The organism is Haloarchaeobius iranensis (assembly GCF_900103505.1).
Taxonomy (GTDB): Archaea; Halobacteriota; Halobacteria; order Halobacteriales; family Natrialbaceae; genus Haloarchaeobius; species Haloarchaeobius iranensis.
Window position 1 is genome coordinate 69,506 of the sequence record NZ_FNIA01000002.1, and the last position, 14,650, is coordinate 84,155.

Genomic DNA, 14,650 nt, shown 5'->3' on the forward strand with positions numbered 1-14,650 from the left:
ATGGCAGAAGACAACGACTCCGAACCGATCGCGGACGGCAGCGGTACCGGTATCGTCGCGCCGGACGACGAGACCCCCACGTGGAGCGAGCGCAAGGAGCGCACACAGGGGCTCTCCCGGCTGACCTACGAGTACTTCGAGCGGGCACGCCGCGAGGACCAGGACCTCCGGATGGAGTCCGACTACGTCGAGCGTGACGTGCTCGGCTTCCCGGCGTGGCCACACGAGATGATACGGAACTTCGCGTTGACGAGCTTCTTCGTGGGGCTCATCCTGTTCCTCTCGGCCACGCTCCCGCCACACATCGGCCCGCCGGCGGACCCGTCCACGACGCCGGCGATCATCCTGCCCGACTGGTACCTCTACTGGTCGTTCGGCCTGCTGAAGCTCGGCCCGCTCAACCCCGAGCTGTCCATCCTGGGCGGCGAGAAGCTGATGGCCGACCGGACGTACGGTGTCGTCGCGAACATCGTCGTCGTCGGCTTCATCGCGATGGTGCCGTTCCTCAACAAGGGGAGCGCGCGCCGTCCCGTCGAGCAGCCGTTCTGGGCCGGTATCGGCGTCATGGGTGTCGCGTTCGCGTTCACCATCGCCGCGCTGTCGGTCAAGAACCTGCTCCCGATGGACTCCCACCTGCTGTTCGACCTGACGTTCCTCATCCCGCCCGTGCTGGGACTCATCTCCTACACGGTGTTCCGGGCGATGCAGGAGGGCTACATGTACAGCCTGAACCGCCGGTACTACCGCCTCCGGCCGCCGAAGTAAACCACCCTATCTCCTCTCATGGACGACGTAGACACCGAAGAGCCGCACGAATCAGCAGCGTCCGAGGAGTCGTCGGGCGGCCGCGGCCGCGAGGTCGAGGTCCCGATGCGGCTGTACAAGACCGTCACGGTGTTCGCGACGATGCTCGCGATGACGGGGGTCATCCTCGGGTTCATCGTGCTCGACACCGCGACGAACAACGCGAGCGCGGCGCTCTCGGAGGTGAACCTGCTGCTTGCGCTGCTCGGGCTCGGGCTCATCGTCGCAGGCGCGGCCATCTACGCGTTCTCGACGCGCTTTCGGACCGCGGGAATGGGAAAGTCTAAAGACGACACCGACGAAGAATCCGATAATGGCTGACGAATTCATGAAGGGCCTGGCCATCGCGACGGCCTCCGGCCTCATCTGGATGGTGCTCGCCGGCTGGTACAACACCCCCGGCTTCGAGGACACCCAGCTCCTCGGTGCGGACCCGGCTGACCCGAGCGCACTGGAGGCAATCGCCCTCATCGTCAAGGAGGGTCTCTTCTGGTTCATGATCCTGGGCGCGGTGACGTTCTGGATCGTCCTGCCGGCCGCACGTGAAGCACGCGCCCGACTCGCGAACTGACCACGAACGACTGCCGCTGTCGGAGCCGTCTCGCCACGAGACCCTCTTTCTGTCACCGCCACAGCCACGAGCCGAAGCGATACAGCACGTGTCACGAGCGGCGTGCAGGTGACGACCCGGGATACCAGTCGCGGGGGTGCCAGCGGGCCCGCGGATTCGAGCAGGTGAGACCACGGCCGTAGTGCGGAGCCTGGACGGGACAAATCCACTGCCAGGCTGGACCGGGCGGCACAGCGCGCGACTCACGCCGGCTGCGGCGACAGTGTCACGAGCGAGCGGCCGTCGTCATCGCCGCTGGCATTCCGCGTCGGTGACGGCTCGGCGGACGAGCCAGCGGCTGGTGGGCAGTGAAGAACGAACGACGGGGCCGCCTCAGACGATGGCGCCCCAGTAGTCCGAGACGAGGAAGAACAGGGACTGGAAGCCGGCGTAGGCCAGCGTGAACGCGGAGATGCCGAGCGCGCCCTTCGGCGCTCGGAGCTTGTCGTCCTTGCGGAGGTCCACGCTGCGGACCTCGTGTTCGAAGACGTCGGCGATGACGAGGCCGACGACGAACATCGAGAGGACGATGCCGCCGTGGGGAGCGACGGTCGTGTAGTAGAACGTCCCGAGCAGGAGCAACACGTTGGTCGCCTCGTGCAGCGGGTGGCGGCTCAGCGACTCCACGTCCTCCTCGGCTGCTTCCGCGACGTTGCGGCGGTACGCGAGGAGACGGGTCAGCATGTTGGCGACGACGAGTCCGAGCAGGACGAACTCGATCACCAACACGCCTGAGACGACTTCGCGCCCGAGCTGGTCGACCGGGCCGAGCATCACGTTAGGGTCCATACTCCAACCTCGGACGTTAGGACATTAGAGTTTTTCCAAAGCTGGCTACCACGGTGGCTCGCTCTGTGGCGGGCAGAGAATCTCCAGCTCGTGCCCGGGCGACAGGCGAACCGGGACCGCGGGGTCGACCGTGCTGGCGGGCCGGTCGTCGACGAGCAACGAGACGCTCCCCTCGTCGCGCTCGACGGACAGGACCACGTCCTCCTGGGGAACGACCCAGTGGTCGGTGTCGATGGCGAAGGGCCCGATCGGCACGACGGTGGCGACCCCCGTTGCGCCGGCGACGACCGGTGCGCCGGCCGCGCGGGCGTAGCCGCGGGTTCCGGCTGGGGTGGCGACGACGACGCCGTCCGCGCGGAACTGGCTGACCTCCTCGCCGTCGGCAGCGACGCGGTATTCCGAGATACGCGCGGGTTCGGTCGTCACGAGCGTCACGTCGAAGACGGCGTCGTGGCGCTCGTCGCCGACGCGGACCGCGAGCGCGCGCCGCGTGGTCCGTGCGACATCGTCCTCGATGACGGCCCTGATGGCTGTCGTCGCCGCATCGGCTGCGACCGACCGAACGCCGGCGCCGGCAGCGACGGGCAGCACCGGGACGTCGACCGCTGCGCTCGCGAGGTCCCCGAGCGCCCGCTCGCCCACCGCGACGACGAACGCGGCGTCACCGACGCTGGCGGGGTCGCCGGCCAGCGGGACCGCGTTCGCCTCCGAGACGGCGGTCCTGATGCGTTCGACCGTCTCCTCCTGCGTCCCGACGACGCCGACGGTCGGCGGCTCGTCGCTGTCGCGGGCGGCACTCTCCATGCGGAGTACTCGCGCCCGCGCCGACAAAAAGGCTACAACTCACTCCTGCCAGCAGCGGCGTTGGTGGTCGGCGAGAACACCGGCAGTTCGAGTGGTCAGGTAGCCCGCCGACCGTGGAACACGTCGACTGTTCGGACGAACTCCAATGGCGGGCTCACGCTTCGTCGTAGGGCCAGTCGCCGGTGATCTTCATGCCCTCGGCGAGGTCCTCGTCTTCGAGTGCCGCCGCGATCTCTTCGGGCTCCTTGTGCGGAATCTCGACGGCCTCGGCCGCGACGTGGACCGTGAGCGCGCCCAGCAGGATGGCCTGCTCGCGGAGGTCCCGGACCTCGAGCTTGTCGAGGGTGTCGGCGTGGGTGTGGCCCCAGCCGCGGCCCGAGCCCTCGCTCTTGCCGTAGGCGTGGTAGCCGGGGACGCCCCACTGGGTGAACGGCCAGTGGTCGCTGTGGGGGCCCAGCTTCGGGACGGTCTCGACGGGGTGTTCGAAGCGGTCGGCGACGGTCTCGACGGCGTCCTCGAGTGCGTCGAAGCCGTGGGTGTAGAGCGCGAGGTCACGGCCCTGGGCGACGCCGTCGGCGTTGACGACGGCCGTCACGTCGTCGAGGTCGACCCGGTCCGCCTCGTGCGCGGAGCCGACGAGGCCGACCTCCTCGGCACCGAAGGCGACGAAGCGGACGCGGGTCTCGAGGTCGGACTCGAGCTCCGCGAGGATGCGGGCGAGCTCGACGACCATCGCGGTGCCGGCACCGTTGTCCATCGCGCCGGTCGAGATGTCGTGGGCGTCGACGTGGCTGGTGACGTAGACCACGTCGTCGGTCTCGGGGCCGAGTTCGGCGTGGACGTTCTGGCTGGTCGCGTCGGGCGTCTCCGCGGTGACGGAGACGGTGAGCTCGTCGCCCTCGTGACGGCGGACCAGCTGGGCACCGGTCTCGGCGGAGACGCCGACCGCGGGGATGTCGCCGACAGGTGATTCGTCGGTCCCCACGGAGCCGGTGGGCGGGAGACAGCCCTCGACGTGGTTGCGGTAGACGAAGGCGGCCGCGCCGGCCTCGACGGCGTGGTAGTACTTCTCCCGGCGGTGGAGGTAGCGGTCGTAGTGGTCGGGCACGTCGCTGCGGGCGACGACGACCTTCCCGTCGCAGTCCGCCTCCTCGAAGTCGGCTGGGAGGCCGTAGCCGAGGTCGACGAGGGCCCCAGAGACCTCGGCGGCGGGACTGCGCGGCAGCGCGATGCACTCGTGGGCCTCGGCGTACGTCGCGCCGTCGGCACGGACCGCGCTGTCGCCGCGCTCCCAGCCCTGTATCTCGAACTCGTCGAGGTGTGCGTCGCGTGCGCCCACCGCTGCGAGTGCGTCCCGTGTCGCCGCCGCGGCGGCCCGTTCGCCCTCGCTTCCGGCCATCCGATTGCCGATGTCGACCAGCGTCGCGAGGTGCTCCCACCCGGTGTCGCTCGTGAAGGTACGACCGATCCAGTTGCTCATATCCGCCACTCGCTGCGGCCCCGCGTAAGGATTGTGACTCCGGCACACGAGTTACGATTCGTCAGATTCCTGCCGAGGTTCACCGACGAATCCTGGCGAGAATCCGGATAGTATATAAATAAGGCAATAAATTCCACACCGAAGCGGCAGTGGGGCGATGTTTTATTACGTATAGGGCCGATTGTCCGATAGACTCTCAGGTGAACTACAATGTCAAGTGAGGCTGAAAACCTGGTCCGTGTGATGTCGCCGGGCGGCTCCGCCGTCGGAGATCGCCAGCTCGGGGAGACAGAAGCGAAAGCGCTCTACGAGTCCATGGTGCTCGCACGGACATTCGACGAGAAGGCGATCAGCCTCCACCGGCAGGGCCGTATCGGCACGTACGCGCCGATGCGCGGGCAGGAGGCGGCACAGGTCGGCGCGGCCGCCGCCATGGCCGACCCGGACTACCTGTTCCCGACTTACAGGGACCACGCGATGTTCGTCGAGCGCGGCATCGACCTTCGCGAAGTCCTGCTCCACCTCCTCGGCGACGGCCAGTACGTCGACCGCGAGGACGGCGACGACCTCACCACGTTCACCAGTTCCATCCCCATCGCGACCCAGCTACCCCACGCCGTCGGCGTCGGTATGGCGGCGAAGTACAAGGGCGACGACGTCGCCTCCCTGGTCTCCTTCGGCGACGGTGCGACCTCCGAGGGCGACTTCCACGAGGGGATGAACTTCGCCGGCGTCTTCGACACCCCGACCGTGTTCTTCTGTCAGAACAACGGCTACGCCATCTCGGTGCCGCGCGAGCGCCAGACCGCCAGCGCCACCATCGCCCAGAAGGCTCAGGCGTACGGCTTCGAGGGCGTCCGCGTCGACGGCAACGACGTGTTCGCCGTCCACGACGTCGTGACCGAGGCGCTGGAGAAGGCGAAAAACGGCGGCGGCCCGACGCTCATCGAGGCCGTCACGTATCGCCGCGGCGCGCACACCACGACTGACGACCCGTCCGTCTACCGCGACGAGGACGACGCTGCCGACTGGCTCCAGGAGGACCCGCTCGACCGCTCGCGCACGTACCTCGAGGAGGAGTTCGGCTGGTCCGACGAGGACCAGGAGGCCGTCGAGCAGTGGGCCACCGAGGAGGTCGCCCGGGCCGTCGAGGCCGCCGAGGAGCACACCGGCTACGAGCCCGAGGAGATGTTCGAGCACGTCTACGAGGAGATGCCCCGCCAACTGCGCGAGCAGCGCCGGCAGCTCCCCGAGGACCCCCAGGTCGGCCACTGACCGGGCCGTTCCTCGGTCGACCCGAACCGCGCCAGGTTTCTCAGTCGTCCGTGAACTCGGACAGTAGCGTCTCCATGCTGTAGCTCTCGAGCCCGCGAGCGTCGTCCCAGAGCGTGTCGATGACGTACGTCGAGTTCGTGCGCTCGATCTCGGGCACCTCCTCGAACGAGCGCATCAAGTCGCCGACCATGTCGGCGTCCCCGACGCGTGCGATGGCGATGAAGTCCGTCTCGCCCATTGTCGAGAACAGCTGTGTCACGCCCTCTATCTCGCGGATGCCGTCGGCCACGTCGGAGTGCGTACCGCTGTAATCCGCGAGCACCTCGACGATGACCGTGACGCTCAGCCCGAACGCGTCCAGGTCGAGGTCGTAGAGGTCGTTCTCGACGATGCCGTCCTCCCGCAGGTTGTTCAGCCGATAGTGGATCGTCGACACCGGAATCCCGGTCTCCTCGTGGAGCTTGTCCGGACTCCCGGTTCCCAGCTCGGCGATCGCCTTCAGGAGCCTGATGTCGCGCTCGTCCATGGTTCCTCCGTGCAGGGGCGTGCTAAAGAAGGTTTGCCACAGAGAATTTTAGATACGAAATTCATTCCAAGCCCGAATTTTGAACCCAGTTCTATTATATTCGCATCCATACAATAGAATTGGCAGGTTAGAGCGTCTGACCCGATTCCTTTTTATCCGCCCACATTTGCAGATTTCACTATGCTAGATGCGATTCAGTCGAAGGCAGTCCCGGATACGAGTGGACTGTTCGTACTGTTGGCCACCCTCTGGGGGGCGTCGTTCGTCGCTATCGAGATCGGACTCCACCACTTCCCCCCGCTCCTGTTCGCCGCGCTCCGGTACGACGTGGCCGGTGTACTCGTCCTCGCGTACGCGGTCTGGTCGGTCGACCGCTGGCGGCCCCGGGGGCGGACGGAGTGGCTCCAGACCGGCGTCACGGCGCTGTTCGTCTTCGCCGCGTACCACGCACTCCTCTACCTCGGCGAACAGCACGTCTCCGGCGCGGTCGCCGCCGTCGTCATCAGTCTCTCGCCCATCCTCACCGCGGGCTTCGGGAGCGCGCTGGACGTCGACGACCCGCTCCAGCCGCTCGGCGCGGTCGGCTTCCTCGTCGGCATCGCGGGCGTCTTCGTCGTGGTCCAGCCCGAGCCCGGGACCGCGTTGTCGTCCAGCTTCGTCGGCGTACTCCTCGTGTTCTGCGCCGGAACGAGCTTCGCCCTCGGCTCGGTACTGACGCGCCCGCTCGACACCGGCCTCCCGGTACAGACGAAGCAGGCCTGGGCGATGCTCGTCGGGGCGGCCATGCTCCACGTCGGCAGCGCTGTCCGCGGCGAGTCCGTCCTCGCCATCGAGTGGACCGGCACCGCCGTCGCGTCGCTCGCCTACCTCGCGCTCGCGTCCGGCGTCGTCGCCTTCCTGCTCTACTTCGAGCTGCTGGAGCGACTCGGGCCCACGGAACTCAACCTCGTCGGCTACCTCGAACCCGTCGTCGCGACCGTCGTCGCCTGGGTCGTCCTCGGGAGCGTGGTCGACGGGACCACGCTGCTCGGCTTCGTCGTCATCTTCGCCGGCTTCGCGCTCATCAAGCGCGACCTGCTCCACCGGCTCTCCGTCGGCCGATTGGCACGGCTCCGTCGCTGACGGCCAGCGGCAAGCTACCCCGCGCCTCCCGGACGGCCGCTTCCGACTCGTTTTTGTCCCCCCGACCGTGACTCGATGGCATGTATCCGTACGACTTCGACTACGAACTCCTCGTCGAACTCACAGAGACCCACGGCCCGCCCGGCTACGAGGGCAACGTCCGCGACATCGTCCGGCGCGAGCTCGAGGACGAGGTCGACAGCCTCGAGAGCGACGCGATGGGCAACGTCGTCGGTACCGTCGAGGGCGAGGCCGACCGCGAGGTCGTCGTCGCCGCCCACATGGACGAGATCGGCTTCATGGTGCGCCGGGTCGACGAGAAGGGGTTCCTCGCCATCGACGCCCTCGGCGGCTGGGACCCCGAGGTCCTCCGGGCCCAGCGCGTCGTGGTCCAGACGGAACAGGGGAAACTGCCGGGCGTCATCGGCTCCGTACCGCCCCACGCCGGGGGCAGCGACGACGGCGAGGAGCGCGACGTCCACGACGTGCGCGTCGACGTCGGCCTCCCGACGGACGAGGTCGAGGAGCGCGTCGACGTCGGTGACCTGGTCACCATGGACCAGCGCACCCAGCCACTCGGTGACTGCATCTCCGGCAAATCCATCGACAACCGCGTCTCCGTCTTCGCGCTGCTCGAACTCGCGCGCCGCATCGAGGACCCGACCGCGACGATCCACTTCGTCGCCACCGTCCAGGAGGAGGTCGGCCTCCGCGGCGCGCAGACCATCGGCGTCGACCTCGACCCGGACCTCGCGCTGGCGCTCGACACGACCGTCGCGAACGACCTCAGCGACTTCGACGAGTACGACCACGTGACCGACCTCGGTGCCGGGACCGCTATCAAGCTCAAGGACTCCTCGGTGATCACGAACCGGAAGGTCCACCGCCGGCTCCGCGAGGTTGCCGAGCAGGAGGGGATCGACCACCAGTTCGAGGTGCTCCCAACCGGTGGCACCGACACCGGTGGCCTCCAGCGCGCACACGGCTCGGTTCCGGTCGGCGCGGTCTCCATCCCGACGCGGTACCTCCACACGCCCACCGAGGTCGCACACGCCGACGACATCTCGGGTACCATCGAGCTCACCGCCGCGTTCCTCGAGGACGAGGACGGGTCGCACGACTACACGCTGTGACCCGTATCGAAGAATTCAGTACGGGGCATCCCTAACCTCCGGCTATGAACTCAGACACACCGGTCTCGCGTCGGCGATTCCTGCAGGGAGCGGCCGGCGCGACGGCGGCCGCCGCATCCGCTGGCGTCGCAACCGCACAGGAGGGCGAAGACGGCGGTGGCGGCGGCAGCGCGACGGTCGCGGTCGGCCCGAACGGCGACTACGTCTACACGCCGGGGACGGAGGACCCGCTCTACATCAGTCCGGGGACGACGGTGACGTTCGAGTGGGAGTCTGACAACCACAACATCAACCCGACGTCGGTGCCCGAGGGCTCGGACTGGGAGGGCCACATGCCCACCGAGAACACCGGGTTCAGCTACGAGTACACGTTCGAGACGATGGGCACCTACGAGTACCAGTGCGACCCCCACGCTGGCCTCGGCATGAAGGGCACCATCATCGTCAACGAGTCCGGTCAGGCACCGGGCGGTGAGGGTGGCGGCGGCCCGAGCCTGCCGGACAGCGCGATGTCCCTCGCCGTAGGTACCGTCGCGGCCATGCTGACGACCCTCTCGCTCGCGTATCTGTTCCTCCGCTACGGCGGCGACTACGAGACCCCGCAGTAGCGACCGAACGGTAGGTTTTCTTTCGTCCCGCAGGAAGCGAGCAGTCATGTACGTCATCATCGTCGGCGCGGGGAACATCGGGACCCCGTTGATCGAGATCGCCACGGGCGACCGGAACGAAGTCGTCGTAGTCGAGAGGAACTCCGAGAAGGCCGAGGCGGCCGCCACTCGCTACGACTGTCTCGTCCTCAACGCCGACGCGACCGTCTCCGAGACGCTTGACGAGGCCGGTATCGAGCGCGCGGACGCCCTCATCTCGACGACCGACCAGGACGCGACGAACATCATGGTCTCCCTGCTCGCGATGGAACGCGACGTTCCCGCCATCGTCAGCGTCGTCCACAACCCCGAACACATGAAGCTGTTCGAGCGAATCGGCGTCTCCACGATGGAGAACCCACAGAGCCTCATCGCGGAGTACCTCTACCGGGCGGTGAAGCGGCCATCCATCAAGGACTACATGAAGGTCGGGGACACGGCCGAGGTGTTCGAGATCACGGTCGATACTGACGCACCCATCGACGGCAAGACGCTCCGTGAGGCGAACGAGAGCGACCTGCTGACGGACGACTTCCTCATCGTCGCCATCGAGCGCGACGGTGTCGACGACCGCTCGCCCATCACGCCGCGGGGCGACACCCGCATCGAGGCCGGCGACCTGCTGACCGTCTACGCCGCCGAGGGGGCGACGCCGGACGTGACGGACGTGTTCGGACACTACGAGGACCACGAGCTGAAATAGATGCCACGGAATCAACGGGTTGCGGGCGTGCCGGCCGACCTCGCCGTCATCCTCCGTGACGTTGGAACCCTGCTGTTGATGCAGGCCGGGCTGCTGTCGCTGACGGTCGTCGTCGCCCTCGTCTTCGGCGAGTTCGCGCCCGCGCTCGGCTTCCTGCTCGCGGGCGGTGTCGCCGCCGGCGTCGGCGAGAGCTGGCGTCGGCTGTTCGCGGACGCACCCGACCCGAAGATGAAACACGGGATGGTTATCGCGGCGAGCGGCTGGTTCGCGACGGCCGTCTTCGGCGGACTCGCGTTCTTCCTGGTCGCCTGGTTGACACCGGTGGCGACGATGGCGGGCTACGTGCCGGCGGGCGCGAGCTGGGACCCGGTAGCCGTCGCCGGTGCGACGAGCCGGTCGAGCTTGCTCTACTTCCGGAACCCGCTGCACGCGATGTTCGAGTCGATGAGCGGCTGGACGGGTAGCGGCCTGACGATGGCGGCCCACGAGCCGTCGCTGCCGCGCTCGGTACAGTGGTGGCGCTCGCTCATCCAGTACGTCGGCGGCGTGGGTGTCATCGTCCTCACCGTCACCATCCTCTCACGACCGGGCAGCGGGAGCTACGCGCTCTACCGTTCGGAGGCCCGCGAGGAGAAGATCCACCCATCGGTCGTATCGACGGTCCGGACGGTGTGGAAGATATTCGTCGGCTACACGCTGCTCTCCATCGGCGTCCTCTTCCTGGCGCTCTGGTGGACCCAGGACCTGCCGCTCTTCGAGACGTTCTGGCAGGCGCTCAACCACGCCATGACCGGGCTCTCCACGGGTGGGTTCTCCGTCACCGACGACTCGATGGAGACGTACAACTCACCGCTGGTCGAGACGGTGCTACTGCCGATGATGACCCTCGGCGCTATCGCGTTCCCTATCCACTACGGCCTGCTCCACGACAGGGAGTACTCGGAACTGTACGAGGACGTCCAGACGCGCTGGCTGCTGTTGCTCCTCGCGGCGGGGGTCGTGGCGCTCTCGGCGCAGAACCTGCTGGTCGAGCTCCCGGTCGAGGGCTACCGTGCGACGGTCCCCTCGCCGGTTCCGACCCTCTCGACCGCCGAGTTCGACGCCATCCGCGACGGCACCTTCCAGTGGATAAGCGCACTGACGTGTACCGGCTTCCAGTCCTCACCAATCGGGCAGTGGTCGGACGGGGGGAAGCTGCTGATCTCCGTCGGGATGACGATCGGCGGTGCTGCCGGGTCGACCGTGGGCGGCATCAAGATCATCCGTGGCTACACCGTCTCGAAGGGCATCCAGTGGCAGTTCTCCCGCGTGTTCCTGCCGAAGAGCGCGGTCGTCAGCACAGAGCTCGACGGCCGGAGGCTCGACGCCGACGACATGAACCGGGAGTTCGCGGAGGCGGCCATCGTCAGCCTCCTGTGGGTCATCCTCCTGCTGGGGTCGAGCCTGATGCTCGTGAACGTCACCGGGGCGAGCTACGCCGACGCGCTGTTCGAGGTGGCCAGCGCACAGGGCAACGTCGGCCTCTCGGCGGGCATCACGGGCCCGGAGATGCCCGTGGTCGCCGAGGTGATGTTCCTGTTCAACATGTGGGTCGGCAGACTGGAGATCATCCCGGTGCTGGTGCTCGCGCGGTCGGCACTCAAGGGGCTGAATCCGTAGGGGCGAACAGGCGGCACGGTCGCCCGTCCGTCGGGGTGCCACGCACCCGCGGAACCGACGGACGGCGGTTCGTCAGGACACGCCGTCGTTGGCCGCGGCCCGGTACTTGAACCTTCGTCCCCGTCAGGACTGCCAGTAGGCCCGCGTCAGCAGGACGAGGACGGGGAAGATCTCGAGGCGGCCGACCCACATCAGCCCGACCATGAACAGCTTCGACTGCGGCGTGAAGTCGATGTAGCTCCCCATCGGGCCGATGGCCCCCAGTCCCGGCCCGATGTTCCCGAGCGTCGCGGCGGAGGCCGTGATGGCCTCGTCAACCGCGAGGTTCCCCGCGCCGAAGAACGCAGCGTCCGCGGCGAGCACCAGCGCGCCGACGAAGAAGATGACGATGTACAGCAACGTGAACCCGTAGATACCTCGAATCGCGCGTTCGTCGAGCGAGCGGCCGCCGAGACGAACCGGCTTGACCGCCGACGGGTGGACGGTGCTGAACAGCTCTCGGCGCAGCGATTTGAGGATGACCAGCCAGCGGACGACCTTGATGCCCCCACCGGTCGAGCCGGCGGAGCCGCCGATGAACATCGCGAACACGAGCGCGTACTTCGCCGGGCCGGACCAGGTGTTGAAGTCCATCGTCGCGTAGCCCGTCGAGGTCGTGAGCGAGACGGCCTGGAACGTCGCCTGCCTGAGCGCGGCCTCGACGTCACCGGCGATGGGGAACGTATGGGGGAGGAAATTCTCGTTGACGCCCTCGTAGGCCGCGCGGGTCGCCTCGGTCGCCGCGTCGGTCAGCCCCACGTCGACGAAGAGGAAGCCGGCGACGAGTGCGGACAGGGCACCCATGACGCCGGTGTAGAGGCGGAACTCGGGATCATCGACGAGCTTGCGGACGTTCCCACGCGAGACGTGCCAGAACAGGGGGAAGCTCGTGCCGGCGGCGACCATGAACGGAACGATGAGCCACTGGACCGCGGCGCCGAACGCCTCGATGCTGCGGGCCTCCGGGGAGAAGCCGCCGGTCGACATCGTCGTGAAGCCGTGGGAGATGGCGTTGTACGGCGTCATGTTCGGGGCCATGCCGGCCTCGTTGAGCCCGTAGAGCAGTAGTATCTCGACGAGCGTGATACCGGCGTAGATGACCCACAGCGCCCGTGCCGTCTCCGCGATACGCGGAGTCAGCTTCTCGATGCCGGGGCCGGGAGCCTCGGCGTCCATCAGCTGTGCACCACCGACGGACAGTTCGGGGAGGATGGCGACCGCGAGGACGACGATTCCCATGCCACCGAGCCACTGGGTCATCTGTCGCCAGAGCATCAGTCCCCGTGAGTGGTAGGTGGGGTCGATGGTCCCCATCACCGTCGCGCCGGTCGTCGTGAACCCGCTCATCGACTCGAACAGGGCGTTCTCGGGGTGGTGCAGCGTCGAGTCGATGAGGTAGACGAGCTGTCCGTTCTGGTAGGTGAGTCCTTCGAGGACGTACGGGACGACACCGACGATGGAGACCACGAGCCAGGTGAGGGATACCATCAGCAGGCCCTCACGGGCACCGATGTCAGGGTCTGGGTCGAGTCGTTCCATCGCCGCACCCAGCCCGACGGCAATCGCGGCGGTCACGAAGAACGGGAGGATGTACGGGACGAACGCGTCGCCGTAGACGAGCCCCGTGACGATGGGGACGACCATCGTGACGGCGAGGTACTTGAGGACGGTGCCGACGAGGCTGACGCCCGCCCGCCAGTCGACCCGCAGTTTCATAATCGACTCGCGACGTCGTCGAGCACGTTCGTGTCCACGAACACGACCGCGTGGTCGCCGACCTCGACGACCGTGTTCCCGCGGGGGGTGATGAACTGTCCGTTACGGGTCACCGCACCGACGACGACGCCCTCGGGGAGGTCGGCGGCGGCGTCGGCGATCGTCCGGTTCGCGAGGAGGCTCTCGCCGTCGACCTCGACCTCCAGCACCTCCGCGCGGTCGGATTCGATGATGGCGATGTTCTCGGTATGCTCCTCGCGGGTGAACCGCGTTATCTCCTCCGCGGTCACCTCGCGCGGGTTGACGGCCACGTCGACGCCGACCGTCTCGAAGAGGTCGACGTAGCGGCCGTTCTCGACGACGGTGACCGTGCGTGTGGCACCGACGCGCTTGGCCAGCAGCGAGACGAGCAGGTTCTTCTCGTCGGACTCGAGCGTGGTGACGACGAGGTCGGCCTCGTCGACGTGCTCCTCGTGGAGGAACTCCACGTCCGTCGCGTCGTTCTCGAATACGATACTCCGAGTGAGTTCTTCGGCGAGGTCGCGAGCGCGCCCCGGGTCCGCCTCGACGATGTGGGGCCTGATGCCCCGTTCCTCGAACAGGCGGGCGGTCTGGAAGCCGATCTCGCTCCCGCCGATGATGTACACGTCTTCGATTTCACCGAGGTCTTCGGCTGGCGTGAGCGACCGAGCGAACTGCCGGACGCTCTCGGGGTTGCCGATGACGATGACCTTGTCGCCGACCTCGATGACGGAGTCACCGCGGGGGATGGTCACGTCGCCGTTCCGGAGGATGGCCGCGAAGGTGAGCGACTCGAAGCGGTCGGCGTCGGCGACGGTCTCGTCCGCGATGGGCGAGCCCTCGCTCACCTCGAACTCCGCCATGCGGACGCAGCCGTCGGCGAACGAGTCCACGTCGCGCGCGCCGGGCAGACCGGCGATGCGGACGATGCTCTGTGCGGTCAGCAGGTCCGTACAGACCATGAAATCGACGCCGAAGGCCCCCTCGACCCCGCTCCAGGTGTCGAGGAACTCGGTGCGCTTCACCCGGGCGATGGTGAACGCGTCGCTGACGGTCTTCGCCGTCGCACACGCGACGATGTTCGTCTCGTCGCCGTCCGTGCAGGCGATGACCATGTCCGCCTGGGCGATGCCGGCCTCCTCCAGCGTGTCCAGGGAGGTGCCGTCGCCCTCCAGCGGGAGCACGTCGAGTTCGTACGTGAGCGAGTCCACCACGTCCCCGTCGCGGTCTATGAGGACCACCTCGTGGGAGTCCGCGAGGCTCGCCGCGATGTTGCTTCCGACTTCGCCGGCTCCGATTACGATTACGTACATCCGACCTCA

15 protein-coding genes are annotated in these 14,650 nt (G+C 67.5%); 9 read left to right on the forward strand and 6 right to left on the reverse strand.

The annotated features are described in order from the left end of the window. Genes BLT27_RS01790 through BLT27_RS01800 form a run of 3 tightly spaced genes read left to right on the forward strand, consistent with a single transcriptional unit; the run spans window position 1 to window position 1,375 of the window. Window positions 1-765, forward strand: a complete 765-nt coding sequence (locus BLT27_RS01790; RefSeq protein WP_089731321.1) for a cytochrome b family protein — start codon at window positions 1-3, stop codon at window positions 763-765. An 18-nt stretch (window positions 766-783) separates the two neighbouring features. Continuing rightward, a complete protein-coding gene (locus tag BLT27_RS01795) occupies window positions 784-1,125 on the forward strand; it encodes a DUF7315 family membrane protein (protein ID WP_175526342.1) in 342 nt (113 codons plus the stop codon). Beyond that, the gene (locus tag BLT27_RS01800) at window positions 1,118-1,375 is read left to right on the forward strand and encodes a DUF7314 family protein (RefSeq protein ID WP_089731322.1); all 258 of its coding nucleotides are present in this window, start codon (window positions 1,118-1,120) and stop codon (window positions 1,373-1,375) included. The genes BLT27_RS01795 and BLT27_RS01800 overlap by 8 nt, the downstream gene beginning before the upstream one ends. Before the next feature lie 372 nt (window positions 1,376-1,747). Here the strand turns inward: BLT27_RS01800 and BLT27_RS01805 are convergent, their stop codons facing one another. The 3 genes from BLT27_RS01805 to BLT27_RS01815 form a co-directional block, all read right to left on the reverse strand. After that, window positions 1,748-2,203 carry a DUF7313 family protein gene (locus BLT27_RS01805; RefSeq protein WP_089731323.1) on the reverse strand — a complete coding sequence of 152 codons (456 nt, stop codon included), beginning with the start codon at window positions 2,201-2,203 and terminating at the stop codon, window positions 1,748-1,750. A gap of 45 nt (window positions 2,204-2,248) precedes the next feature. Next, the gene (locus BLT27_RS01810) at window positions 2,249-3,007 is read right to left on the reverse strand and encodes a diacylglycerol kinase catalytic domain-containing protein (RefSeq protein WP_089731324.1); all 759 of its coding nucleotides are present in this window, start codon (window positions 3,005-3,007) and stop codon (window positions 2,249-2,251) included. 154 nt (window positions 3,008-3,161) lie between these two features. After that, on the reverse strand, window positions 3,162-4,487 hold the full coding sequence (locus BLT27_RS01815; protein WP_089731325.1) for a M28 family peptidase: 1,326 nt from the start codon (window positions 4,485-4,487) through the stop codon (window positions 3,162-3,164). Window positions 4,488-4,697: 210 nt separating this feature from the next. Between BLT27_RS01815 and pdhA the strand changes: the two genes are divergently transcribed. Further along, window positions 4,698-5,762, forward strand: coding sequence for a pyruvate dehydrogenase (acetyl-transferring) E1 component subunit alpha (gene pdhA / locus BLT27_RS01820; protein ID WP_245707586.1), 1,065 nt, complete (start codon window positions 4,698-4,700; stop codon window positions 5,760-5,762). A 40-nt stretch (window positions 5,763-5,802) separates the two neighbouring features. Here pdhA and BLT27_RS01825 read toward each other — a convergent pair whose 3' ends face one another. Beyond that, on the reverse strand, window positions 5,803-6,288 hold the full coding sequence (locus BLT27_RS01825; protein WP_089731327.1) for an Lrp/AsnC family transcriptional regulator: 486 nt from the start codon (window positions 6,286-6,288) through the stop codon (window positions 5,803-5,805). Between the two features lie 180 nt (window positions 6,289-6,468). Between BLT27_RS01825 and BLT27_RS01830 the strand changes: the two genes are divergently transcribed. The 5 genes from BLT27_RS01830 to BLT27_RS01850 all read left to right on the forward strand — a co-directional run bounded on the left by BLT27_RS01830 (window position 6,469) and on the right by BLT27_RS01850 (window position 11,552). Next, a complete protein-coding gene (locus tag BLT27_RS01830; RefSeq protein ID WP_089731328.1) occupies window positions 6,469-7,410 on the forward strand; it encodes a DMT family transporter in 942 nt (313 codons plus the stop codon). Window positions 7,411-7,490: 80 nt separating this feature from the next. Then, window positions 7,491-8,543 (forward strand): M42 family metallopeptidase, encoded by a 1,053-nt coding sequence (locus BLT27_RS01835; protein WP_089731329.1) that lies wholly within the window; start codon window positions 7,491-7,493, stop codon window positions 8,541-8,543. Window positions 8,544-8,587: 44 nt separating this feature from the next. Next, window positions 8,588-9,151, forward strand: coding sequence for a plastocyanin/azurin family copper-binding protein (locus BLT27_RS01840; protein WP_089731330.1), 564 nt, complete (start codon window positions 8,588-8,590; stop codon window positions 9,149-9,151). A gap of 46 nt (window positions 9,152-9,197) precedes the next feature. After that, window positions 9,198-9,893, forward strand: coding sequence for a potassium channel family protein (locus BLT27_RS01845; RefSeq protein ID WP_089731331.1), 696 nt, complete (start codon window positions 9,198-9,200; stop codon window positions 9,891-9,893). Continuing rightward, window positions 9,894-11,552 (forward strand): TrkH family potassium uptake protein, encoded by a 1,659-nt coding sequence (locus BLT27_RS01850; protein ID WP_089731332.1) that lies wholly within the window; start codon window positions 9,894-9,896, stop codon window positions 11,550-11,552. It abuts the gene before it with no gap. A gap of 123 nt (window positions 11,553-11,675) precedes the next feature. Here BLT27_RS01850 and BLT27_RS01855 read toward each other — a convergent pair whose 3' ends face one another. Beyond that, window positions 11,676-13,307, reverse strand: coding sequence for a TrkH family potassium uptake protein (locus tag BLT27_RS01855; protein WP_089731333.1), 1,632 nt, complete (start codon window positions 13,305-13,307; stop codon window positions 11,676-11,678). Beyond that, window positions 13,304-14,641 carry a Trk system potassium transporter TrkA gene (gene trkA, locus BLT27_RS01860; RefSeq protein WP_089731334.1) on the reverse strand — a complete coding sequence of 446 codons (1,338 nt, stop codon included), beginning with the start codon at window positions 14,639-14,641 and terminating at the stop codon, window positions 13,304-13,306. Before trkA ends, BLT27_RS01855 begins: the two co-directional genes overlap by 4 nt. Window positions 14,642-14,650: the final 9 nt, after the last annotated feature.